26 protein-coding genes are annotated in these 24848 nt (G+C 43.9%); 9 read left to right on the top strand and 17 right to left on the bottom strand.

What is annotated here, in order from left to right:
* Window positions 1-24 precede the first annotated feature (24 nt).
* Window positions 25-741, top strand: coding sequence for a Crp/Fnr family transcriptional regulator (locus PSE72_RS08765; RefSeq protein ID WP_109911756.1), 717 nt, complete (start codon window positions 25-27; stop codon window positions 739-741).
* A gap of 39 nt (window positions 742-780) precedes the next feature.
* Here PSE72_RS08765 and PSE72_RS08770 read toward each other — a convergent pair whose 3' ends face one another.
* Window positions 781-2838 carry a TonB-dependent receptor family protein gene (locus tag PSE72_RS08770; protein WP_109911755.1) on the bottom strand — a complete coding sequence of 686 codons (2058 nt, stop codon included), beginning with the start codon at window positions 2836-2838 and terminating at the stop codon, window positions 781-783.
* 258 nt (window positions 2839-3096) lie between these two features.
* Here PSE72_RS08770 and PSE72_RS08775 point away from each other — a divergent pair, with 258 nt between their 5' ends.
* Window positions 3097-4641, top strand: coding sequence for a S8 family serine peptidase (locus PSE72_RS08775; protein ID WP_198641629.1), 1545 nt, complete (start codon window positions 3097-3099; stop codon window positions 4639-4641).
* Between the two features lie 46 nt (window positions 4642-4687).
* Here the strand turns inward: PSE72_RS08775 and PSE72_RS08780 are convergent, their stop codons facing one another.
* From PSE72_RS08780 to PSE72_RS08805, 6 genes are all read right to left on the bottom strand, one after another.
* A complete protein-coding gene (locus PSE72_RS08780) occupies window positions 4688-5281 on the bottom strand; it encodes an ATP-binding cassette domain-containing protein (protein ID WP_162598833.1) in 594 nt (197 codons plus the stop codon).
* A 14-nt stretch (window positions 5282-5295) separates the two neighbouring features.
* Window positions 5296-6072 carry an ATP-binding cassette domain-containing protein gene (locus tag PSE72_RS08785; protein ID WP_004908500.1) on the bottom strand — a complete coding sequence of 259 codons (777 nt, stop codon included), beginning with the start codon at window positions 6070-6072 and terminating at the stop codon, window positions 5296-5298.
* The gene (locus tag PSE72_RS08790; RefSeq protein ID WP_115167826.1) at window positions 6066-6878 is read right to left on the bottom strand and encodes an ABC transporter permease; all 813 of its coding nucleotides are present in this window, start codon (window positions 6876-6878) and stop codon (window positions 6066-6068) included. Before PSE72_RS08790 ends, PSE72_RS08785 begins: the two co-directional genes overlap by 7 nt.
* Window positions 6875-7843 carry an ABC transporter permease gene (locus PSE72_RS08795; protein WP_004908492.1) on the bottom strand — a complete coding sequence of 323 codons (969 nt, stop codon included), beginning with the start codon at window positions 7841-7843 and terminating at the stop codon, window positions 6875-6877. Before PSE72_RS08795 ends, PSE72_RS08790 begins: the two co-directional genes overlap by 4 nt.
* Window positions 7843-9396 carry an ABC transporter substrate-binding protein gene (locus tag PSE72_RS08800; RefSeq protein ID WP_232800942.1) on the bottom strand — a complete coding sequence of 518 codons (1554 nt, stop codon included), beginning with the start codon at window positions 9394-9396 and terminating at the stop codon, window positions 7843-7845. The genes PSE72_RS08795 and PSE72_RS08800 overlap by 1 nt, the downstream gene beginning before the upstream one ends.
* A gap of 240 nt (window positions 9397-9636) precedes the next feature.
* Window positions 9637-10494 (bottom strand): AraC family transcriptional regulator, encoded by an 858-nt coding sequence (locus PSE72_RS08805; protein WP_272690948.1) that lies wholly within the window; start codon window positions 10492-10494, stop codon window positions 9637-9639.
* Between the two features lie 447 nt (window positions 10495-10941).
* Between PSE72_RS08805 and PSE72_RS08810 the strand changes: the two genes are divergently transcribed.
* From PSE72_RS08810 to ureG, 7 genes are read left to right on the top strand one after another with little or no spacing between them, the layout of a single operon-like run.
* Complete coding sequence (locus tag PSE72_RS08810; protein WP_217007791.1) at window positions 10942-11778, top strand: urease accessory protein UreD; 837 nt, start codon at window positions 10942-10944, stop codon at window positions 11776-11778.
* Window positions 11779-11798: 20 nt separating this feature from the next.
* Complete coding sequence (locus tag PSE72_RS08815) at window positions 11799-12101, top strand: urease subunit gamma (protein ID WP_004908484.1); 303 nt, start codon at window positions 11799-11801, stop codon at window positions 12099-12101.
* 8 nt (window positions 12102-12109) lie between these two features.
* Complete coding sequence (locus tag PSE72_RS08820) at window positions 12110-12433, top strand: urease subunit beta (RefSeq protein ID WP_004908481.1); 324 nt, start codon at window positions 12110-12112, stop codon at window positions 12431-12433.
* 2 nt (window positions 12434-12435) lie between these two features.
* Window positions 12436-14139, top strand: coding sequence for an urease subunit alpha (ureC, locus tag PSE72_RS08825; protein ID WP_198641633.1), 1704 nt, complete (start codon window positions 12436-12438; stop codon window positions 14137-14139).
* Window positions 14140-14162: 23 nt separating this feature from the next.
* A complete protein-coding gene (ureE, locus tag PSE72_RS08830) occupies window positions 14163-14639 on the top strand; it encodes an urease accessory protein UreE (RefSeq protein WP_004908477.1) in 477 nt (158 codons plus the stop codon).
* Window positions 14640-14661: 22 nt separating this feature from the next.
* On the top strand, window positions 14662-15327 hold the full coding sequence (locus PSE72_RS08835; protein WP_115167828.1) for an urease accessory protein UreF: 666 nt from the start codon (window positions 14662-14664) through the stop codon (window positions 15325-15327).
* 10 nt (window positions 15328-15337) lie between these two features.
* On the top strand, window positions 15338-15955 hold the full coding sequence (ureG, locus tag PSE72_RS08840) for an urease accessory protein UreG (RefSeq protein ID WP_115167829.1): 618 nt from the start codon (window positions 15338-15340) through the stop codon (window positions 15953-15955).
* 218 nt (window positions 15956-16173) lie between these two features.
* On the opposite strand, the gene hypE is transcribed toward ureG, so the two are convergent.
* The 10 genes from hypE to hybA all read right to left on the bottom strand — a co-directional run bounded on the left by hypE (window position 16174) and on the right by hybA (window position 24847).
* The gene (gene hypE, locus PSE72_RS08845) at window positions 16174-17199 is read right to left on the bottom strand and encodes a hydrogenase expression/formation protein HypE (RefSeq protein ID WP_115167830.1); all 1026 of its coding nucleotides are present in this window, start codon (window positions 17197-17199) and stop codon (window positions 16174-16176) included.
* Window positions 17200-18312, bottom strand: coding sequence for a hydrogenase formation protein HypD (hypD, locus tag PSE72_RS08850; protein ID WP_272690949.1), 1113 nt, complete (start codon window positions 18310-18312; stop codon window positions 17200-17202).
* Window positions 18296-18592 carry a hydrogenase maturation factor HybG gene (hybG, locus tag PSE72_RS08855; RefSeq protein WP_004908461.1) on the bottom strand — a complete coding sequence of 99 codons (297 nt, stop codon included), beginning with the start codon at window positions 18590-18592 and terminating at the stop codon, window positions 18296-18298. Before hybG ends, hypD begins: the two co-directional genes overlap by 17 nt.
* Window positions 18583-19587 (bottom strand): hydrogenase nickel incorporation protein HypB, encoded by a 1005-nt coding sequence (gene hypB, locus PSE72_RS08860; RefSeq protein ID WP_115167832.1) that lies wholly within the window; start codon window positions 19585-19587, stop codon window positions 18583-18585. The genes hybG and hypB overlap by 10 nt, the downstream gene beginning before the upstream one ends.
* A 90-nt stretch (window positions 19588-19677) precedes the next feature.
* Window positions 19678-20019 (bottom strand): hydrogenase maturation nickel metallochaperone HypA, encoded by a 342-nt coding sequence (hypA, locus tag PSE72_RS08865; RefSeq protein ID WP_115167833.1) that lies wholly within the window; start codon window positions 20017-20019, stop codon window positions 19678-19680.
* On the bottom strand, window positions 20012-20503 hold the full coding sequence (gene hybE, locus PSE72_RS08870; RefSeq protein WP_004908451.1) for a hydrogenase-2 assembly chaperone: 492 nt from the start codon (window positions 20501-20503) through the stop codon (window positions 20012-20014). The genes hypA and hybE overlap by 8 nt, the downstream gene beginning before the upstream one ends.
* Window positions 20493-20990 (bottom strand): HyaD/HybD family hydrogenase maturation endopeptidase, encoded by a 498-nt coding sequence (locus tag PSE72_RS08875; protein ID WP_004908450.1) that lies wholly within the window; start codon window positions 20988-20990, stop codon window positions 20493-20495. The genes hybE and PSE72_RS08875 overlap by 11 nt, the downstream gene beginning before the upstream one ends.
* Window positions 20990-22693, bottom strand: a complete 1704-nt coding sequence (gene hybC, locus PSE72_RS08880) for a hydrogenase 2 large subunit (RefSeq protein ID WP_109911743.1) — start codon at window positions 22691-22693, stop codon at window positions 20990-20992. The genes PSE72_RS08875 and hybC overlap by 1 nt, the downstream gene beginning before the upstream one ends.
* Window positions 22690-23877, bottom strand: coding sequence for a Ni/Fe-hydrogenase cytochrome b subunit (gene hybB / locus PSE72_RS08885; protein WP_109911742.1), 1188 nt, complete (start codon window positions 23875-23877; stop codon window positions 22690-22692). Before hybB ends, hybC begins: the two co-directional genes overlap by 4 nt.
* Window positions 23861-24847 carry a hydrogenase 2 operon protein HybA gene (gene hybA / locus PSE72_RS08890; protein WP_115168316.1) on the bottom strand — a complete coding sequence of 329 codons (987 nt, stop codon included), beginning with the start codon at window positions 24845-24847 and terminating at the stop codon, window positions 23861-23863. The genes hybB and hybA overlap by 17 nt, the downstream gene beginning before the upstream one ends.
* Window position 24848: the final 1 nt, after the last annotated feature.

Below are 24848 nucleotides of genomic sequence, written 5' to 3' on the forward strand. Positions count from 1 at the left end.
TAAGACGGCGTAAGAGGATGACCTATGACATTTGTCAAAAACGTTTTCCCCCATACACAATCACTCAATGCCATAAAATCGTGCTTACTGTTTAATGGGATAGAAGATGAAAAACTGGCATTACTGCTGGAAAATTGTGGCCATATTCGCTTTAAAAGTGGTGAAATCCTGAACCATGAAGGGGAACCATTTAAGCATTGCCCTTTGATGATAAGCGGGCAAATTGAGGTGTATCGCCACACTTATTTGGGCGAGGAAAAAATTTTTGGTTTATTTTGCACAGGGGAAATTGTTGCCATCGCAGCCGTTTTTATGCCACATAACCGTTATCCTATGAGTTTACGGGCAAAAACCGACGGTGAAGCCTTGCTACTCGATAAACGTGATATTTTACGGCTTTGCCATGCCTGCCCACAAATTATGGAAAAGCTACTCATGCGTTTTAGTAGCAAACTGTATGAAAACATTAACCATATCGATTGGCTAACCTCAAGTTCTGCTGAACAACGCTTAGCTGCTTATATTCTTGATTTAAAACATAAACAACTAACTTCAGATATTGTTTTACCTTTATCACGGGGCCAACTCGCGGCTAAATTAGGCATACGCTACGAAACACTCAGTCGGTTGGTTTCTGGGTGGCGGCAAAAAGGGTTTATTGATATCGAGAAAGACACTGTGCATATCCATAATGAAAACTACTTAACGCAATTATCTATTTCTGCACAGCGCCCATTTTAACAACCACGCATTAACCAATATTAATGCGTTTATTTATTATTAGAAATTATAGGTTACGCCACCATTCACATTAAACCCCATACCGGGGAATAAAGTGCTGTCTTTTGCTGTGACGGTTTGGTTGGCAACCGATGTTGTTGCATAGCGCTCATCGGTTAAATTATCCATCGATAAATACACAGACCACTGCTCTGTAGGCTTATAACTACCTTTCAGCCCCAGTACGGCATAATGTTTACGTTTTTGAATATCAAGGTTGTTTTGGTGGTCAACTGCCATATCCGTAGGTGCCCAATGAATATTAGGCCCAACACTCCAATCCCCAATTTCATATAACACCTCGGCAGCAACAATATTACGTGGAATACCCGCGATATAGTTGCCATTATATTCACCGCCCATGAAACGGAAATCATTATAAGTCCAAGAAACTCGGTAATTGATATCCCCCGGACCTGCGCCAACACGTCCTGTAAGCCCAGCTTCTAAGCCTTGATGGCGAGTTTTCGCGGCATAATTAAACACACCAACGACAGTTCCTGCACTGTCATAAGTGGTAATATACTCATCTTTAATTTGGCTACGGTACAGCGCAAGGCTCCATTTCAACCCATCGGTGACATCGCCTTCTCCCCCAATTTCATAAGTAATGGCTTTTTGTGGTGAGAGTTTCGTCAATTTTCCATTGCTGGAGTTAATAATTTCCCAAAATGTTGCAGGTTCTTCACTCGCACTGATATTAGCAAAGTAACGCTGGCTTTCCGTTGGTCGCCAAATCACTCCCGCTTTTGGTGTCCAAAATGTCCAACTTTGGTCTAACGACAAATGACTCTGTCGTTTTTCTACATCACGGCGCGCATGTGTGCCTTTCACATCTAAATTAACGGTCACTGTTGGCGTAATATGTAAGTCTACCCCAACACTGCCGTAGAGGTTTTCAGCTCGGCCATCATATTTACCTATTTTTGTTTTGTCTGCGGGTGTCCCTTTACGATTTTGCATTAATTCAGTCTGCAAGGTCATTTGGTCCCATGCAAGAGCTGTACGATATGTCACGGGCTCAGTTTCAATATTATAGGTAAATTGCAGCCCTTCACTGTGGCTGCGGCTAAACCGGTAGTAAGCGGGAGTAGTAAAATTATCATGAGTACGAATGTGCCAAACTCCTGCACCAATTGCTTGGTTATCCACTTGCCAGTCAGAGCGGTTAGCCACTCGGAATTGCTCAACATTACGGTGAGGATCACGCAACCAAACCATTGGGTACACCTCTGTTGGGTTATTATTTAATACCTCTTCAGAAACTGGCCCCGCAACGTCAAAGCGCAAATCTGTCCAACTCAGCCAAGTTCGGTTTTCAAAGTTATCAGTCACATAACCAAAGTTGCTGCGTAACGTTTTACGTTGGGAAGCAGAGTGTTTGCGATAACCATCAAAATGGTCATAAGTGAAATTAATACGCCCATCAAATAACCCATCATCAGAAACACCACCGAAGGCAGTTTGTAGCCCTTCGCGCCCATGGGAGCCGTACTCATAACGTAGGCGCCCTTGCTCACTTCGGCCAGTGTAAGAGAGCACATCCAATTCACCGCCCAAGCTGTTACTTTGTGGGTTAAGGCTATTTGCGCCGCGGCGTACGCTCACCATCCGCGCATCACGCATTTCTAAGGTACTGATGTGAAAACTGCCGTCTGCATCCGTTGCGGGTAAGCCATCTTGCAGCAGCAATACACCACGAGCAAGCGGTGCACTTTGCACACCAGAGCCGCGAATATTTAAACGCGGCTGGTCAATCCCCCCAAAGAAATTTTGGATAACCAACCCAGGCTGGTAATCCAAGGCGTCTTGTAAGGTAGCAAGGCGAGTTTCTTTTTCGATAACAACTAAATTGGTTCCACCAGCTACTTTTTCAAGCTTATCTTTTTCTTGCTGTTCACTCGGTGACAAACGGCTTTGGCCTGTTGAAGACGTGACGATCAGTTTGTCTGGTGTGCCTGCTGGTGCCGCGAACCCAATTGGTGTCGCCAAAGTACCTATGCCTAAAGTGAGTGCAATACAATGCGCCAATTGGTGCCGTTTTAAACGATAAGACATATATTCACCCCAACAATAGTAATGGTTATCATTTTCATTTGAGGGATTTAAAATAGAGGATGGGTATAGATATCCCTATGACATTTGTCAAAACCAAAATAAATTAATTTATTATTTATATTAAAATTATAGTTTCCATTAAATTCTATTAAATTATCAATCTTGTCGTAAATACAATTTCCCTTTTAAATAACATACCCAACTTAATGCTTAAATAATTAAAAGCATATCAATATATGTTATATAAAAAGAGAATATATGAATATAAAAACCTTTAAATTTATCGATAAATATTCAAATGGCATTGTCGTTAACTTTGATAATAGAAACAAAAAAACAGTCACCATTAGCTTATTTTTAGATAATGAAAATATAGAAACCATTTCAACTAATAATGACCATTATCTTTTCAAGGTAGATAAATCGGGGAACTACCATGTAACCATTTCATTTATAGATAGTAATAAAAACATTCACCACCTAATTGATAGCCCTGCTAGCTATTACTTCGCCCAACAGAAAACCAAGCAAAATATTAAAAAAGAATCCAAATCAAAAACAATAAATCATAAAATAGATGGAATTAATAAATATTTTTTAGAAATTAAATCTGAAATAAAAAGTTCGCATTTGATTATGGATATATTACCAAATGAACTAATGAATTCAAAATTAATATTAATCAAATCAAATATTGAATCCTCTGTTAAACAATATGAATACCTAAACCTTTATGGGGAAGATAATTTTGATCGTTTACTTGAACTATCACAAAAGATTGAACAATTAGATTATGTCAGCTATTGCTGTATTTGTCCTGACACGACCGGCTATCTTCCGCCAAAACTCCCTTTAAATAGTCAAGTTCTAGAAGAAGACACCAGTAGCAATGAGATAACCCCTAATTTCACTTATTTACAAAAATATTTAGATGCACCAATGGGTATGAATGTGAGAAACGCATGGGAAAAAAACATTGATGGTTCGCAAGCCGTAGTACGCCATTTAGACTTTGGTGTTTACAAAAACCATGAAGATCTCAAAAATTCAAATCTGATCGTCGTTAATAGCCGCCCTGAAACTCAAGATTGTAATCATGGTACCGCATCAACAGGCTGTATTATTGCCACTAAAAATGCATTTGGTGTAACTGGCATTGCACACAATTGTCAATTTTATTTCTATGATACTGATGATCTCGATCAACTTACTAATGATGTCCAGCCTGGTGATATTGTAAGCTTAGACATTCAATTTTCTTTTGGCGAAAAATTACTTCCTGCCACAGCTGTGCGTAATTGGTGGGAAAGAATCAAAATTATGGTCGACAAAGGTGCAACGGTTATATTGGCAGCCGGTAATGGTGGGTTAGATTTAAGTGAACCCGGAGTTATGACTGATTTCGGTGATAATGGCAGTATGTTAGTTGGCGCGTGTAATAATCAGACTGGAAGTCGTGCTTATTTTTCTAATTACAATCAAAAAAGTTCATTAATTAATTCATGGGGAGATTGGAGTGTTACAACCACAGGGTATGGCTCACTACAAAAATACCCCGGTAATGAACGCAATTACACAAAAGATTACTCAGGTACATCTAGTGCGACTCCTTTGTGTGCAGGCGCATTAGCATTACTTCAAGGCTATGCCAAACAACATCAAATTATTTTATCTGCTTGGGGAATGCGCGAACTGATAAAAAAATCGACCTATACGGAAGGTGTTAACGATGGGATTGGCTATCGCCCGAATGTCAATGATTTATTAAAAGAAATTGATAAACTGGCCCAAATTACTGAATAATTGAATTATAGTTATGCCGTCATAACCGATGGCATAACATAACCTTTTATTTATCTGGGCTAAAAACACGACTACACACTTTCTCTAATAACGCTTTATTATGGCTAAAAATAATCATCGCCAACGGGCGCTCTTCCGATAATCTCACTAACAACTGCCAAATCTCTTTTTGCAAATTGGCGTCTAACTGTGCGGTGATTTCATCAGCAATCAAAATTTTCGTTCGCGGGTCAAGGGCTCGCAATAAGGCGATACGAGCAAGCTCACCACCGGATAACTCACTGGGAAGCCTTTCTAGCCATGCAGGTTTAATCGAAAAATACGCTAACCAGTGAGAGTCTGGCTGCCAAGCATCAAATACACTCGCACCGACCTTACGGTATGGGTTAAAACTTTTCTCTGGATGCTGAGGGACTAATTGAACCGGACAATAACCATGTCGAGGCAATGGTTGGCCTTCAAATAGAATGGTTCCTTGGGATGCCTTTTGCCACTGAGCTAACACTCGGCCTAACGTAGTTTTACCAAAACCACTGGGCGCAGATATTCCAAGGCGTTCACCGCTAGCCAGTGACAAACTAAAGTCATCCCACAGCCGTTGCCCACCTTGATCAATACATAAATTATTTACTTGTAAAATAGGTTCAGTAATACTCATTTACTTGCCATAAATTGATGTTCAGGTAACGCATTCCACAACGATTGTAGCCATTTTCCACCACCGCCTTGTTGCAGTTGTTGGCTGCTTAGCACTTCTTCCAACTCTCCGTTACGTAATAAGGCTATGCGGTCAGCAAAACGCACAGCCATGGATAAATCATGGGTGACCCATAAAACACCTCGGCCAACGTGACACAGTGATTTTATATTTTCGAGCAGTTGCATCGCATGGTCGTCATCCAACCATGATGAGATTTCATCCGCTAAAATATATTGTGCGCGGGAAAGTGTCGCACTGCTGGCGAGTACCCGTTTTGCCATTCCACCGGATAACTGGTTTGGGTAGCTATCCACTAGTGAGCTTTGCAAATTATATTGCTGTAAGTGCCGTGCAACATCGTGCATTTTAATATGCTGCCCACTTAACACTGCGGCACGTTCTAATTGTGGGCCGATACGAATTAGCGGATTAAGCGCGCTAACCCCTTGAGGAATATAGCATAATGCATTACCACGGTGCTGAGCTTTGTTTTGTTCCGTCAGCCTTTTACCATTAAGGTGAATACCACCACGACAGCGCATATTATGGGGAAGTAACCCCAAAACACTCTGTAATAACAAGCTCTTACCTTCTCCGCTTCCACCCACCAGCGCGACCATTTCACCGGGCTGAATATCTAAGGAAATTCCTTGTAGTAACGGAGCCCAACGTTTACGCCCTAACCAACGAAACTGCGCGACATCTACGGTGAGATTATCAAGACTCAACATACGACCCCCTTCAACCATAGCTGCTGCAAGGCCTTAGCAAATTGGTCAAATAATAACACTAATCCGACTAATGCAACGCCTGGGAAAACCACCAGCCACCAAGCACCTGTGCTGAGGTAGCGCAATGCATCAGATAATAAAATACCTAGTGAGGGTTCATGGGGCGACAAACCAAAACCTAAGAAACTTAATGCCGCACTGTGTAAAACCGCATGGGGAAACATTAACAATGTTCCTACCATCCATTGCGGCAAAATCATGGGTAAATAATGATAACGCCAGCGGTAAAATGCACTGTTACCAATACGTTGAGATAACATAATGTAATCTGACTGGCTAACTCGTTGTAACTCCGAACGTAAAATTAAGGCTAATTTTGGCCAATGTGTCAGTGCAACGGCCCAAATCACCCCCATTTTTCCACCACCCAGCGTAAAACAAATCAATACCAGTAATAAAAGATGCGGCAATGCCAACATAGCATCAATAATGCCACGCACCACATAGTCCATAACTTTGCTTATTGAAGATAACCCCGCCATGATAAGTGCAATGAAACCGCTGGTAATGGCAGCCATAAGGCCGATTTGCAAGCTAGTTGCTACACCTTGAAAGGTTCTGGCAAATAAATCACGTCCTAAATTATCTGTACCAAATAGATGCGCCCACGAAGGTGGCAAGCGCCTATCGAGTAAATTCATTTCAATATCATTAAGGGAGAGGCCAAACGCATAAATACTAACGATGACCAATAAAAGTAATGAGAAAACTAACTTAAATAAGGCGCGATTAGGGTTATAGGTCATGATCCTCTCATCACTCCCTTATTCACTTTTTTTAGCAGGCTGTCTGCTACCGTATTGCTTAAAAATATTAGCGTAGCGCATAACATGACGATCCCCATCAACAAGGGAATATCTCCACGTAGCCCCGCATCTATCGTTGCCTGACCTAAGCCTGGATAGGCAAATACTTTTTCAGCTAGCAATGCCCCGCTCAATAATTCACCTACAGAAGCAAACTGCAAACAAATTGCGGGGGTGATGGCATGTTTCAACACGTGGAAACCCATCATTGACCAGCCATTATCCCCTTGAGCCCGTGCGTAATGAATAAATTCACTGCTCATCACCTCAACAACTTTGGCTCGTGTATGCAATGCGATATTACCCACGCCTAGCATACCCAACGCAATTACAGGCAAAATTAGGTGGTGAAGTTTCTGTGAAAAAGTTGCCGTTTGCTCATCCAAGCCTATCGGCCAAGCGCAGCATATTGGAGCCCATTGTAATGTCACCGCGAACAAAGACAGCAACAGCAAACCGACCCAAAAAACAGGAATTGAAGCAAGTAAATAGCATAATGTTGAGATAAGTTTGTCTGGCCAGCGGTTTAAATAACGCCCAGCGACTAACCCTAGCGCAAAACCCACAATACCAGAAAACAACCAAGCACAAATAAGCAATGCTAAAGAAGGCACAAGGCGGTCAGCAATCACTTGAATTACAGGGGTATTATAGAGCATGGAATAGCCCAAATCCCCCTGTAATACTTGTGAAAACCAACGCCAGAACTGTACCCATAAAGGCTGATCAAGCCCCCATCGCGCAGCAATTAGCGCATATTGCTCAGGAGGCACGTGCAGTAAGTCATTGCCAATATAGGCTTTTATTGGGTCGATAGGCGAGTAACTCAGCAGGATAAAAATCCCCGCTGCCGTTACGGTTAATAAACCAAAAAATCGCAATAAAAGCCCAAGTGCAGTTCGCATTACTGACAGGTCCACGCCCATTCATCGACATTATTTAACACCGACCAAGATCCGTGAATTTCAGGAGCACTGGTACCTAAATCAACACAATTATTCAGTAAATAAATATGTTGTAGGTTCATCAACCAAGCCCATGGAGCATCACCTTTAATACCAACACCCGTGCTACCGTTCCAATCTACTTGCTGCCATAACGGAATCGCCGCGCCTTGGTCAGCTTGTGCTAACGCTTTTTCGATTACCTCATCAACGGCTGCATTTTTATAATAACCAGGGTTATAAAAGCCAACACCTGCTGCTTTGCTACTGTAATTATGGACAATTTCCATCGGGTCTAAGCTTCCCCAACCAAAAAGTGTTGGGTTAGCATGCATGTGTAGCTCAACGGTTTCCCAGCTCCCCGATTTTAAATCCATCTCGATACCAATCGGTTTTAAGCTTGAACGGATTGCCTGCGCAAGGTCTCGACGTGTGGTATCACCACTGGCATACCATAATGTCAGTTTTGCCACTTTGCCATTTTTCTCACGTAAGCCCTCTTTATTCAGCTTCCATCCCGCATCTTCTAAAATGGATTTCGCTTTTTCAAGATCACCATCTTTAAAAGCGGAGTCTGGGCTATTCCATGGCAGCCCTGCAACGCCGGTATAAGCCGGTACGGCAAAGCCTTCCAACACAGATTCCGCCAATAGTTTACGGTCAAGAGCATAGTTAATGGCTTTACGGACAGCAACATCTGAAGTGATGTCGTTACCGATAGGGTTACCTTGAGCATCTTTCTCACCGGCAGGTGGAATTGGGAAAGAAATGCCGCGGTTTTCCACGCTATAGCGCTCAACCAATTTCATGTTTTTCACATCATTAGCATTCGCCGCTACCGCAGCAGGGATACGAACAATTTCCAGTTGATTGCTTTGTGCCGCCGCAAAGGCCGCATCTTCATCAAGGAAAACAAAGACCATTTTACCAAAGTCATTTTTTGGCCCTGCATAATACGGATTTTGCTCGACAATCAGTTGCTGCCCCGGCTGGAATGCAACTAAACGATAAGGACCTGCGCCAATTGGGTTATGTGCATAGGTTTTCGCATCATATTTATCGGCACAAACAATCCCTAACGAACCAAGTACATTAATAAAGGTACTTTGTGGGGAAGATAAGGTGATTTTTACGGTGAGTGGGTCAATTTCCTCTGCTTTGGCAAAATTCCCCATGTCCACCTTACCGCCACTTGCCGCAGCATTGTTATAGGTAAATACAACATCTTTTGCCGTTAACGGTGAGCCATCGGAAAATTTTAAGCCTTTTTTCAGCTTGAGTGTCCACTGTTTACCATCTGCATTATGTTGATAACTTTCAAGCATATAGCTATGCCATGAAAGGTCAGTTTTTTGTTTCAGTAATGGGCTATGCAACAGTAGGTAGCTGCCGTGGCTCCACCCGAGCATGGGGTCAAAACCCTCTGTTGGCTCTGAGCCAATCGCTAAACGTAAAGTTTGTGATTGAGCCAGTTCTGCCGCCTGTGCTTGCAGTGTGAGCCCCATCAAGCACATTGCGGCAACGATATTTTTAATCATACATCCCTCTATAGACAGATTTTATTTTTTATTTCATATAATTAATGACGTTATTTTCATTAATGTCGCTATTGGTGAGATATTCACTATGTGTAGAGTAACCAATATGAGTTATATTAAATTTAACGCCCTGATTGCTAGGCGCTACATCAATAGAACAGCGAATTTATTCGAGAAACCGTCAAAATTAAGTCGTTATTTGACTTACCTTAACAACTACTCATCAATTTCTTTGTCAAATTCAATTGGGTTAGAGTGCAAGGACAAATTGGTAATAAAATTCGGGTCGTTCGACTGCCTTGATTGCAACCGAAATTGAGAAGGCGTCATATTGTATTTTCGCTTAAAGACATCGCAAAAATAGGCATTACTGCCAAAACCGCAACGATGACTAATTTGAAAAACAGAATAATTCGAAAATGTTAAATAATTCAACGCCATTCCCATTCGAACATCTAGCAGTAATTGACGAAATGACACCCCTTCACGGTTCAAATGGCGACGCAAAGTTGAAGGTGTCGTAAATAACGCTTTTGCGACATCGTCTAAATGCCATTTTTTTTGCGGTTCTTGGGTTATCAAATGGGTAATTGCTTGGTTTTTCGGTTCATCATAATTAAAACGAAACAGGTTAAGAATATCGATACCTTCTTGATATACCGCCATTAAAATAAAATATAGGCTCTGTTTCATTAACAATGCTTCTTGGGATTCACTCTGTTTTTTTAATGGTAAGCATTGTTTTAATAAACTAAAGTTATCTCTCACCGTTTCAGGGGGAGAAACATGGTAAATGGGTTGGTGGCTAGTCAGTGGCGCAACCGACTTCATCAATGTTTTTAGTAATAAAAATACCGATTGTAATTCTTCTTCTGACATCGACAAGGTGTGTAATTCAAGCGGCTGATTCACGGTGTTACACACAATATTGCAAGAAACTTGACTGTATTTAGGAATAATTAAGGTGACATCGGTTTCAATTTCAATGGATTGACCGTTGATCACGACATTTCCTTTCGCGCCAGTTAGCATGGCTATCATCGCGTTTTCAATATAAAACGCTTTTAACACCATTTGGCTTTCCGAAAGAAAGAATTTATATTCCATAATCTCTATAAACTGCAGTTAATGTCAGAATGACTTCCCAAGAAAAGGGATTGTTGAATAGATATAAAGCCACGTAGTAAAAGCATATCAACCCCATATCAGTGCGGATGAGAATATAGTCCCGTTACGCTGAAATCGCAATATAGATATACGCTCATTTTTTACTGTTATTTTGATGGTTGTTATATTTTCTAAATAAAATGCTGTTTAATTGAAAGGCAATTTTCGATATAAGGTGTAGAATCGCGCGGCAGATACATGCAGCCGATAACACTGCATAATAATAATGATTTTGGTATTCACTCACACCCTACCCTACTTGCATTAGCTTTTACATCATAAATACCCAATTTTTGCTGGGGTATAGCTAAACATGTTCGCGTATTTTTAGTTGACTGAGTTGCAGGAGAAAGTATGTCTGATTTTTCAGGATCAGGCTGGTTAGCTGAAATTTTTTTACGATATGAACTAAAACGTGGCGTCACCCGCTTAACGGAAAAACAACATATCGGCCCTTTAATGGTTCAGCGGCCATTCTACCCCGAGCAAGGCATTGCACACACGTATTTACTTCATCCACCCGGTGGCGTTGTCGGGGGGGATAAACTCCTTATCAATATTGATGTTCAACCACATGCCCATGCGTTATTGACCACGCCTGGTGCAACAAAATTTTATCGTAGTGCGGGCGGCGTTGCACGACAAGTACAAAGCTTAACCGTCGGGCCCAATGGGTTCTTAGAATGGTTACCTCAAGAAAACATTTTTTTCCCTGAGGCTCAAGTTCGCTTAGAGACTCATGTTCGAATCGCAAGTTCCTCAAAGTTTATCGGCTGGGAAATCCAATGTTTAGGCCGACCCGTATTAAACGAGCAATTCGACAACGGGGATATTCGGGGCCGCTTGCAGTTTTATATTGATGACAAACTCACCTTGGCGGAATCCATATTTATCGAGGGTTCACAAAAACAATCAGCCGTCATGCGTGAATTTCCTATGGTAGGTTCCTTGTATATCTACCCCGCCAGCGATGAATTAAAAGCTGAACTTCACGAGAGTTTGGCCGTGTTTTTCTCTACGGAAGTGAGGCCGCTTGAGTATGGACTGACTGATGTAGACGGTATTTTAGTATTGCGGTTATTAGGTTCTCAAACCGAGCCCATGATGGCTTGCTTCGCCCATATTTGGCAGGCAACAAGACAATACTGGTTAGGTTATTACCCTGATCCGCCGCGTATTTGGGCAACTTAAACGTTTTTTAGGAGCAAAAAATGGAATTAACCCCCAGAGAAAAAGATAAATTATTGCTTTTTACGGCAGGCCTCGTTGCTGAAAGGCGTTTAGCCCGTGGATTAAAGCTCAATTACCCTGAGGCGGTCGCATTGATCAGTTGTGCGATTATGGAAGGCGCCCGTGATGGCAAGACGGTTGCCCAATTAATGAGCGAAGGCCGAACCGTGTTAACCGCAGAGCAGGTAATGGAAGGCGTGCCAGAAATGATCAAAGACATCCAAGTGGAATGTACATTTCCTGATGGCACAAAACTGGTTTCTATTCACGACCCGATTGTATAGGTAACAACATGATCCCCGGTGAAATTAAAGTCAACCACGCTTTAGGCGATATCGAACTCAATGCAGGTCGAGAAACCCAAACAATACAAGTTGCCAACCATGGTGACCGCCCGATTCAAATTGGCTCTCACTATCATTTTTATGAAGTCAACGACGCCCTAAAATTTGAGCGCGTAGGCACACTGGGTTTTCGTTTGAATATCCCAGCGGGTATGGCGGTGCGTTTTGAACCTGGACAAAGTCGTACGGTTGAACTCGTCGCTTTTAGCGGCAAACGAGAAATTTATGGTTTCCATGGCAAAGTCATGGGCAAGTTAGAGAGTGAGAATTAATAATGAAAACAATCTCTCGTCAAGCGTATGCGGATATGTTTGGTCCCACAACCGGTGACCGCTTGCGCTTAGCTGATACAGCATTATTTCTAGAGATCGAAAAAGATTTCACCACCTATGGTGAAGAGGTCAAATTTGGTGGCGGTAAAGTTATTCGTGACGGCATGGGTCAAAGCCAAGTCACCAGTGACCAGTGTGTCGATGTGTTAATCACTAATGCCATTATTTTAGATCACTGGGGCATTGTTAAAGCGGATATCGGAATTAAAAACGGCCGTATTGCGGGGATTGGTAAAGCAGGCAACCCCGATGTTCAACCCAATGTCGATATCGTTATCGGCCCCGGTACAGAAGTGGTTGCTGGTGAAGGTAAAATTATCACCGCGGGTGGCGTTGATACTCACATTCATTTTATTTGCCCACAACAGGCAGAAGAAGGTCTGGTTTCCGGTGTTACCACCTTTATAGGTGGTGGAACTGGCCCTGTTGCTGGTACTAATGCCACGACCGTCACCCCTGGTATTTGGAATATGTACCGCATGTTAGAAGCCGTTGATGAACTGCCGATCAACGTAGGGCTATTTGGTAAAGGCTGTGTCAGTCAGCCCGAAGCGATTCGCGAACAGATCGAAGCGGGCGCAATAGGCTTAAAAATTCACGAAGACTGGGGCGCTACCCCAATGGCTATTCACAACTGCTTGAATGTGGCGGATGAAATGGATGTGCAAGTGGCTATCCATTCAGATACGCTGAATGAAGGCGGTTTTTATGAAGAAACCGTGAAAGCTATTGCAGGGCGAGTGATCCACGTATTCCATACCGAAGGTGCTGGCGGTGGCCATGCCCCTGACGTCATCAAATCCGTTGGAGAACCGAATATTCTGCCAGCGTCGACCAATCCAACGATGCCATACACCATCAATACCGTTGATGAGCACTTGGATATGTTAATGGTTTGCCACCACTTAGACCCATCGATTCCAGAAGATGTGGCTTTTGCTGAGTCTCGAATTCGCCGTGAAACCATTGCTGCGGAGGATATTTTGCACGATATGGGTGCAATTTCTGTGATGTCTTCAGACTCACAAGCCATGGGACGCGTTGGCGAAGTGATTACTCGTACTTGGCAATGCGCTCATAAAATGAAATTACAGCGCGGGACGTTAGAAGGCGACACTCTCGATAGCGACAATAACCGTATCAAACGCTATGTGGCGAAATATACCATTAACCCCGCTATCGCCCACGGTATCGCCCATGAAGTCGGTTCGGTAGAAATCGGCAAATTAGCTGATATCGTGTTATGGGACCCTGCATTTTTTGGTATCAAACCCGCCCTTATCATGAAAGGGGGAATGGTCGCTTATGCGCCAATGGGCGATATTAACGCTGCGATCCCGACGCCACAGCCAGTACATTACCGCCCGATGTTTGGAGCGTTAGGTAAAGCAAAATACCATACCTCGATGATTTTTATGTCAAAAGCCGGTATTGAAGCAGGTGTTCCTGAAAAATTAGGCCTACAGAGCCAAATAGGCCGAGTTGAAGGCTGCCGAAACATTAGCAAAGCCTCAATGGTTCACAACAGTTATGTGCCACACATCGAACTTGATCCACAAACCTATATCGTCAAAGCCGATGGCATCCCACTGGTGTGTGAACCAGCGACTGAGTTACCGATGGCACAACGTTACTTTTTATTCTGACCCCTAATTAAAAGAGCCTGAGAATGAAAAAATTTATTAAAGTGATTGCTCCACAACCGCATTCACCAACCGCGTTAACCCTGTGCTTAACCATGGATGAGCGCACCAAAAGCCGTTTAAAAGTCACTTTAAGCGATGGGCAAGAAGCGGGGCTATTTTTGCCGCGCGGAACCATCCTGAAGGAAGGCGATGTTTTATCCACTGAAGACGGCGAGTTAGTCACCATCGAAGCCGCGAAAGAGCAAGTTTCTACGGTTTACAGTGATGACGCTCTGTTGCTTGCTCGCGTTTGCTATCACTTAGGTAACCGCCATGTTCCATTGCAAATTGAAGCGGGCTGGTGCCGTTATTTTCATGACCATGTGCTAGATGATATGGCACGTGGATTAGGTGCTACCGTCAGTGTCGGTTTAGAAAAGTACCAACCAGAACCAGGTGCCTATGGCGGCTCATCAGGTGGTCATCACCACCATCACGGCCACGATGATCACCACCACTAATCGGTGGTCAGGGAGTTTGCCTATGTTAGCAGATCTGCGCTTATATCAGTTAGTTAGCCCTTCTTTGCCTGTTGGGTCATTTACCTATTCACAAGGCCTAGAATGGGCGATTGAAAAAGGCTGGGTAACGACACCTGATACCCTTGCTGGCTGGCTAACCGCACAAATGACCCATGCGATTGCGACATTAGAGCTTCCTGTTTTACGGCAAATTCATACTTCCCTTTCCCTTGGTGATATTGAAGCGGTGAAATATTGGTGTGAATTTATGATTGCCAGCCGTGAAACCAAAGAGTTGCGTCAAGAAGAGCGGCAACGAGGAATTGCTTTTGCCCGACTACTTCCTCAGCTAGGTATTGAACTGGATGCTAACCTGCAAACCTGTGTGAAACAAACCCAGCTAATAGCCTTCGCCCTCGCCGCAGTAAACTGGCAGATTGACGTTGAAAAATTGTGCACCGCGTATGCATGGGGTTGGCTAGAAAACACGGTGATGTCCGGTGTTAAGCTTATCCCTTTAGGGCAAAGCGCAGGGCAAAATATTTTATTTACCCTTGCTGAGCGCATACCCGAAGTGGTTACGCAATCGGCAATCTGGCCAATAGACGATATTGGCAGTTTTACACCTGCACAAATTATTGCCAGTAGTCGGCATGAAACCCAATACACACGACTTTTTCGTTCATGAGAAAAATGCTATGCAAGAATATAATCAACCCTTAAGAATTGGTGTCGGTGGGCCAGTCGGCTCAGGAAAAACCGCATTATTAGAAGTATTATGTAAAGCCATGCGCGACACTTACCAAATTGCCGTTGTCACCAATGATATTTACACCCAAGAAGATGCCAAAATTTTAACCCGTGCCGAAGCATTAGATGCAGATCGCATTATTGGTGTTGAAACTGGTGGCTGCCCTCATACCGCTATTCGTGAAGATGCATCAATGAATTTAGCGGCAGTTGAAGAGTTAGCCATGCGCCATAAAAACCTTGATATCGTGTTTGTGGAAAGCGGCGGTGATAACCTCAGCGCGACGTTTAGCCCAGAACTGGCAGACTTAACTATTTATGTTATCGATGTTGCAGAAGGCGAAAAAATCCCACGTAAAGGCGGCCCGGGGATCACCCATTCCGATTTATTGGTGATTAACAAAATTGACCTTGCCCCCTATGTCGGCGCTTCATTAGAGGTGATGGAAGCCGATACCGCAAGAATGCGCCCAGTAAAGCCCTATGTGTTTACTAACTTAAAGAAAAAAGTCGGCTTAGAAACTATTATCGATTTTATTATTGATAAAGGTATGTTAAGACGTTAATAAATTTGAGCGCCCTATAGTTTTTATCTATAGGGCGTTTGAGGTTGTTGACAAAGCGGGATAAAAGCGTGGTTTTTCCCGCTTTGTGTTATCAGCCGAAAATCAATAGATTGATTTTCCTAATTTATTTCAATAACCTATTAGACTTGCTGTCAAACATTATATGTTTGACAGCAATCTGAAACGGCCTATAGATAGAATCTATAGGCCGTTTTCAATTAACAAATACGGGGTAAAGGCTCACTGTGGGGTAAATCTAATAACCTTGATGTACCGAAGATCCCAACCAATTTGACTTGTTTTTGCTCAGTCACACAGCCAATGGTAGTTGCATTTTTCCCTAATGGGTGTTGGTGTAGTGCAGCAATCACTGCATTTTCCGCTTCAGGTTTCACCACAATCACTAATTTACCTTCATTCGCAAAGTTTAACGGCTCTAAACCCAATAGCTCACACACCCCCCTAACCGCAGAAGAGATAGGTAAATCGCCTTCATTAACCGCAATTCCACAGCCGCTGGCTTGGGCAAATTCATGTAGGATTGCCGTTACGCCACCACGAGTTGCGTCTCGTAATGCCCGAACGCCGTCAATTTCACGTAGCGGTGCTATCAATGGCGTTAATACTGCACAATCACTGCAAAGCTCCGCTTCTAACCCGAGTTGTTCGCGTAGGTTTAAAATAGTGGCGCCGTGGTCCCCCAGCGTACCACTAACAATCACTTTATCCCCCGCTTGAATATGCTGCGCTCCCCACTGGATATTGCTCGGGATCACACCAATACCGGCCGTATTGATAAAAATTTTGTCTGCTGCCCCGCGCTGCACGACTTTGGTATCGCCTGTCACAATATCCACTCCCGCTGCTGCTGCCGTTGCCGCCATGGATTCCACAATTGAGGTAAGCTCAGAAAGCGGAAAGCCTTCTTCCAAAATAAAACCACAAGAAAGGTATTTGGGAATAGCACCACTGACTGCGACGTCATTCACTGTGCCGCAAACGGCTAATTTACCAATATTGCCTCCGGGGAAAAAAATCGGGTCGATGACATAGCTATCGGTACTGAATGCCAAACGATCGCCTAATACGGTCATTTCTGCCAATGCTAGCCGAGCTTGGTCTTCCCGCTCATTCAGCGCTTGGTTAGCAAATGCCTGTAAGAACAGTTGTTCAATCAATTGCTGCATCGCCTGCCCACCACTTCCGTGAGCCATCGTCACTACATTGTTAGCATTACGACTCATTTATGCCTCCCGACGATATTGATAATAAGCTGCACAGGCACCTTCAGAAGAAACCATTAATGCACCAAAAGCAGTTTGTGGCGTACAACGACGCCCAAATAGCGTACATTCGCTGGGCTTACAGCGCCCTGTTAAAACCTCACCACAGCGCGCTTGCGGGTCATCCGCCACTTTATGGGGCTGTACCTGAAAACGCATCTCGGCATCAAAAAATTGATAAGCTTGGGTTAATTGAACCCCTGAACCTGCAATTTCCCCCAATCCGCGCCACTCACTGGTTTGTTTGAGTTCAAAAACTTCCTCTAGCGCCTTAAGTGCTAACAGGTTGCCTTCATCTGCCACAACGCGTTTATATTGGTTTTCTACCTCACAACGGCCATCGGCGATTTGGTCAACTAGCATGGCTAATGACTGCAAAATATCTAAGGGTTCAAATCCTGTAACTACTAAGGGTTTATGAAAATCTTCAGTAATAAACTGGTAGGGATGCGCACCAATCACCATGCTCACGTGCCCCGGCGCTAAAAAACCGTCAATACGCACATCCGGTTGTTCGAGTAAGCTACGCAAGGTGGGAATAATCGTAATATGCTGGCAAAAAACACTAAAATTGGCTAGTTGGCGGCGTTTTGCTTGCTGCAAGGTGATTGCAGTACTCGGCATGGTGGTTTCAAAGCCTAAGCCAAAGAAAACCACTTGGCGATGGGGATGCTGCTCTGCTAATGCCAAAGCATCTAGCGGCGAATAAACGATGCGGACATCCGCCCCATTACGCTTGGCGTCAAGTAAAGAACCCTTTTCGCCCGGCACACGCATTGCATCACCATAAGTACAAAAGATAACCTCTGGGTGCTGTGCAATTTCAATACAGCCATCAATTCGTCCCATTGGTAAAACGCACACAGGGCAACCTGGCCCATGAACAAATTCAATTTCAGCGGGTAATAACTGGTCAATACCAAACTTAAAAATCGCGTGGGTATGGCCTCCACAGACTTCCATGAGTTGTAATGGACGTCGTTTCGCTTGAGGTATTTCATTCACCCGTTGATGAATATGCGCCAATAGCGCTTTTGCAAGAACAGGGTCGCGAAATTCATCGACGTACTGCATCTGTTGCTCCTGCATTTAAACCGCTAAAATCACCAACTTCATGGTCTAATTGACTCATCGCGGTTAAGGCATCCAAGGTAGATTGTGCTTCTTCTTCATTGATGATACTCATAGCAAACCCAACGTGTACCAATACCCATTGGCCTAATAAATCAGTGGTTTCACCTTCACAAATTAGGCCAATATTAACATCGCGTTTTACACCACAAACATCCACTTGAGCGAGTTGGTGAATATCTTCACCAACTGCAACTATCTTGCCCGGAATACCTAAGCACATAGCTGTGTCTCCAACCATGCCAGCCATGCATCCATCCCTTCGCCACGTGTCGCAGACACTTGAATAACTTGGATATTGGGGTTCACCTGTTTGGCATTGGCAATACACGCATCGACATCAAAATTCAGGTATGGCAATAAATCAATTTTATTCAATAACATAATATCTGCTGCCGCAAACATATGTGGATATTTGAGAGGTTTATCTTCCCCTTCCGTGACCGACAGCACCGCCACTTTATGGCGCTCCCCTAAGTCAAAACTGGCAGGGCACACGAGGTTCCCAACATTTTCGATAAATAACAGGCTGTTATCTGATAAATCTAAACGTGCCGTTGCATCGTGTACCATTTGTGCATCTAAGTGACAGCCTTTTCCTGTATTCACTTGAATCGCAGGCACACCCGTTTCGCGGATCCGTTGTGCATCATTAGTGGTTTGTTGGTCACCTTCAATCACTGCACAATTGATTTTGTCACGTAGCCTTAATAAGGTTTCTGTGAGTAAGGTCGTTTTTCCAGAACCTGGGCTAGAAACGAGGTTCAATACCAAAATATTTTTCTGGTTAAAATCCTCGCGGTTATGCTCCGCCAGATGGTTATTTTTATCTAATACATCCATCTCAATTTGTAGCATGCGCTTTTGGCTGATCCCCGGAGCATGGGTACCCGCTTCACCGTGACCGTAATCAAGGTCATGGTGTTCCCCAGCTGGTTTAAAACTCGCCTCAGCCGTTTGATAAATATGTTTATGCTTATGTTTGTGTTTATGCTTTTTAGATTTATTTTCAGCAGGTGCGGGTTCATATTGGTGATAATGGTTATGCACATCACCTTGATGATAGTAATGGTGATGAATAATCACTGTTTGCCCGTGAGATTCATGATCATGGTGGTGGTCATGATGGTCGTGATCGTGGTGGTGGTCGTGACCATGATGATGGTCATCCCCCTCAATTTTTCGCTCTCTCGATGCACATCCACAAGTACTACACATAAGTTTCACTCCCAACCGCTAAATTGTTAAATTAGATTAATACATAATCTATTGAGCCTGGTTGATACACCTCAAAGTCAGTTCCAAAAGCTATTCCACTTCCAACTCTTTGATGCGCAAACTCTCTCCACTCTCAACTTTCAGGTTCAGCCCCTGACAGCGTGGACAAACCGATTGGTGGCTGTCTACCTCCACCGTTTCACTGCAATCCCAACACCATGCTTGTGCGGGCGAGTAAATGATGTGGAGCTGGCAGCCTTCTGCAACCGTACCACGGCAAACGACATCAAAGCTGAAGCGAAAGGCACTCTCTTCAACACAAGAGAGCGCACCAATTTCAAGCCAAACACCAGTGACTCGGCTAACTGTATTTTTTTTCACCTGCTGTTCAATAATTTCTATCGTACTTTGGCATAACGAAATCTCATGCATCCTGCCCCCTTAAGTGACGGGTAAACAATGCCCTGCGTTCAGGTGCTTGAGGAATATTTGGGTCACTCACTGGGAGCGATAGCAATATTCGCTGGCAATCATCCACTAGGTGAATACCTTGTTCCGGTGTCATTTTCTTTTCTAATGGTGACATTAATGAGCAAGCAACATATTGAGTTAAACCGTCTAATTCACCCACGGTATACGTCATTTCACCATAGGGAAGAATTAACCCAACCTTGTCACCGACCACGCGGTGAGGCCAATATTGTTCAGGCCCCGGTAGAATAATCGCACTGAGCATCCATGGCGTGATCACCACGCCCACCCATTGCCCGTCAAACAGTGAGAATTCACTGGCATGCACTGGCATCGTTGGATGCAAAAATGACAAATCATGCATTGATTGTTCAGCAACGCGCGTAAATGCGGCCTCCACTAGAGGCCGAGGGTTAGTGTCATAACCTAAGATTTCATCCGGCATGCAAACTCTCTTCTTTTGCTATGATTTCCAAGCCTTCGCTTCGCAAAACCTCAATGACCTTTTGTAAAGCAGGCTCTAAAGCGGCCTGCCCAGTTGCTGTCAAACCAATATGCGGTTCGAGGGATTCAGGCACAACACCCACTAATGTTAGCTTCTGTGGGAATTCATCGGTTAAATGCAAAGCCGATAGCACATCTGATAAACCGAGTTGATGCGGGGAGATTTTACGCGTAAATAACGCAGGAACTTCGTCATCGCGCAAGACTAAAATCGAGCCAGCCTGCTGGCTCGATAACACGACGTCGGCAATAATTAAATGGTCTCTATCCGCCATTGGGCCAATTAGCTCCATTCCTGCCGTTCCGCCATCAAGTACTTCTACGCATTCAGGTAGATGATAGCGCTGTTCTAAAGCCTCAACGATGCGTACCCCAATACCTTCATCGCTGAGCAGTATATTGCCAACACCTAAGACTAAAATACGCATTACAGCACCTTAACCTTAGTGACTTCGCCACCTTCAGGGTCAACAATGTGCACCGCACAAGACATACAAGGGTCAAATGAGTGAATGGTTCGCACCACCTCAAGGGGTTTAGATGGGTCAGCAACGGGAGTTCCTACCAATGCTTGCTCATAAGGGCCCGGCTCATCATTGAAATTACGAGGGCCGGAGTTCCAAGTAGAAGGTACTACCGCTTGGTAATTTTCAATTTTACCGTCTTTGATAACCACCCAGTGGGATAACAAACCTCGAGGTACTTCACCAAAACCAACACCTTTAATAGTGACATTTTCTGGGAAAATTGGTTTTACAAAGGTGGTGTGATCCCCTTTTGCGATGTTGTCCACCAGCGCTTGCCATTGAATTGACAAGGTTTCATTCAATACACAGCAACGAACACTACGTCCGATAATCCGCCCCAATGTTGAATGCAGTTGATCCACACTAATACTGTTACCTGTCAATGTTTGATACAGGTTTACCACATCATTAAAGTGTTTTTCTGTCGGTTCATGTTTTGCCGCTAGTTTGCACAGTAAGTCTGCTAATGGCCCCACTTCGACGGTTTTATCATAGAAAGTCGGTGCTTTTACCCATGAATATTTACCGTCATCATCCCAACCGGTGTAATCTGGGTTCGTGGTACCTTCCCACGGTGCTTGAGGTTCATTTTCTTTGTACCATGCATGTTTGCTACTTTCTTTGATACCGTTGATCAAATACTCGTCTGTATGGCTAGTAATGGGGCGATAAGTACTAAAATCGCTGTTTTCAAGATAACCGCCCGGTAATAGGAAGCTCCCGTTTTTACCATCCATTGGCATTTCAGGCATGCACATGTAATGTTTCGCGCCTTGACCGACTTCGAGCCATTCAGGGTAGCCCGCGGCAATCACTGCTGCGTCAATCTTATACACTTGCTCAATAAAATCCCCTAAACGGTCAATAAAGGATTTCACATACATCAAACGTTCAAGGTTCAGAACCCCGACACCATCAAGGTTAATAGGGTTTGCCACACCACCAACTGCAAGGTTTTGAATATGCGGTGTTTTCCCGCCTAATAATGCCACAATACGGTTAGCATCTCGCTGACATTCAAGGGCTTGTAAATAGTGGGCCACGGCAATTAAGTTTACCTCAGGCGACAGCTTCATCGCTGGGTGCCCCCAATACCCATTAGCAAAAATACCCAATTGCCCACTGGCAACCAGTTTTTTAATTTTGTCTTGAACTCGTGTGAACTCTTCTGGGCTATTCAGTGGCCACGTCGAAACGCCTCTTAGGATTTCGGCCGCTTTATTGGGGTCTGCATTCAGCGCAGAGGTGATATCCACCCAATCTAACGCAGATAATTGATAGAAATGAACAATATGGTCTTGAATGGTATGCGCGGCTAGAATCATATTACGGATATACTGCGCATTAACAGGGACATCAATATTTAAGGCACTTTCAATGGTGCGTACCGATACAATACCGTGCACTGTAGTACAAACCCCACAGATACGCTGCATAATCATCCAAGCATCACGGGGGTCTTTCCCTTTGACTATCTCTTCCATACCGCGCCACATCGTGCCTGAAGCCCAAGCCTTGGTGACTTTTCCATCTTCAATTTCACAATCAATGCGTAAGTGACCTTCGATACGAGTGACTGGGTCTATTGTTATACGTTGGCTCATGCTTTACCTCGGGCCTCTGAATGGCTCATCGTTGTTTTTTTCAATGCTGGAATAACAGGTAATAAGCGGATCAATAAGATATAAGCGCATACCTCTATTGCCACGAAACCTATTGAAATTAAAAGTTCTTCTGTTGTTGGGAAGTAGTCGTATCCGCCTCCGGGGTTGAATGCAACGAGGGAATAGCTCATCCGCCACATGGCAGCGCCAATCAACATGCTTAAACCGCTTGCATATAACCACCGTGAATCATTTCTTAGTGATGGCATGCGGAAAATAATCAATGGGAAAACCATTAATGCGGTTTCTATCCAGAACATCATGGCGTAGAAATCGGTATTGAAGATATGGTGCAATTTATCTCGATAAATCAGCTCCCCAAAACGACAGACCAAAAACAGTACTAACAGTACCTGCAAGATACGAGTGATACGAACAAACAGTGGTCGTTCATCTGCGCCCTGCCCACGTAATGCGGCTTGGAGTAATGACCCTTCAAAAATGACAATCGAAAAGCCCATAATGAATGCGGTTAGTAATGAGAGTAATGGCAGCATTTCATAACTTTGCCAAATAGGATGAACTTTATACCCTGCCGAAATCATCAATGAACCCATTGATGATTGGTGCATCATCGGCAATAACGCTCCTAGCGCAATAATGAAAAACATCACTTTATTTAAGCGTTTTAACGAAACTTTCCAACCAAAACGTTCACACAGTGCGGGGGCAAATTCCAATGCCATCACACCAATATAAATCGTCATACAAACCGCAGTTTCAAACAGCACCGAATTGGTGTTAAAGAAACCAGGAATGTAAAAGTAAGGCAAGTTCCAGTAGCGACCTACGTCAATGGTGATGGACAACCCACCGAGAGAGTAACCGAACAAACTGGCTAATAGTGCGGGACGCACTAACGGATGATATTCACCGCGGTTAAATACATATACTGCCCAAGCCAGCGCCCAACCACCACAAGCAAAACCGGTTCCAATCAGTAAGTCAAAAGCAATCCAAATTCCCCAAGGATAGCCACCATTTAGGTCAGAAACTGAACCTAGGCCGAAGACTAAACGTTTAACTATCAAGATGACACAAATCAGCACTAAGGGCCCAAATACCATGATTGGCCAACTGACTAAACGCCCGCCTAGCGGCTGTTCTTTATGATGCGTCGTCATTTGAGTCATCTCCTTCGTGTTTGTCATTCTTGGTATTGCGATACACCAAGAAACTCAACCCAGCCAACGCGGCCAATGGCAGTACCATGCCTTTATAAAGCGTGTGCTGCACATACTCAGAACGGGCTCCTGTGGACAACTGTTCTAACTCAGGCAGCCCAAGGTTTTGATAGGGTACACCTGAAAGAACAATAACTTGCGTGCCACCGCCTTCGAGCTCGCCATAAACATGAGCCTCATATTTCGGTACTTTAATGACATTCGGGTCATTGCTATGTAAGGTTTGTCGTGGGTAACCGTACTCATCACCCACTTTGAATGTTAAGCGTCTTTTGGCTTCCGCGAGCAATTCTTCTCGCGTTCCGAAAATCACCGCGCCCGTTGGACAAACTTCAACACAACCGGGTAAGCCGCCTTTATCTAAACGTTCGACACCTTTTTGGTTACATAACTCGCATTTATGAATTGCGCCAAATTTGTCATCGTAGGCATATTTCGGAATATTAAAAGGACACGCCACCATGCAATAACGGCAGCCGGTACATACGCTGGCATCGTAATGAACAATGCCAGTTTTTGGGTCTTTCTTCAGGGCTTGAACAGGGCAAACCGACACACAGTTAGGGTCAACACAATGCATACATTGTTTTTTAATGTAGGCGTAACCGTCTTTTTCTTGGTCTTTATTAACGCCTGTTCCGCTACTCCAAACCTGAATAATATTGTTGGTATAAGGGGTTAGTTTGTCATTATTTGACCAAGTTTGTTCCCCGACCGGGTTACGTTCCGGATGGTTAATATCTTGGCATTTTGTCACGCATGCCTGACACCCAATACACAGGGTCGAGTCATATAGCATTCCCAAAGAATTGGGAATCGGCGGACGGTTTTCAGGCCCCGCCAAACTGGGTGAACTTCCCGCAAGTAATGCTCCCCCCGCGGAGAGTTTCAGAAAATTTCGTCTATTCACG

The sequence above is a fragment of the Providencia sp. PROV116 genome (genome assembly GCF_028482485.1).
In the GTDB taxonomy this organism is placed as follows: domain Bacteria; phylum Pseudomonadota; class Gammaproteobacteria; order Enterobacterales; family Enterobacteriaceae; genus Providencia; species Providencia rettgeri.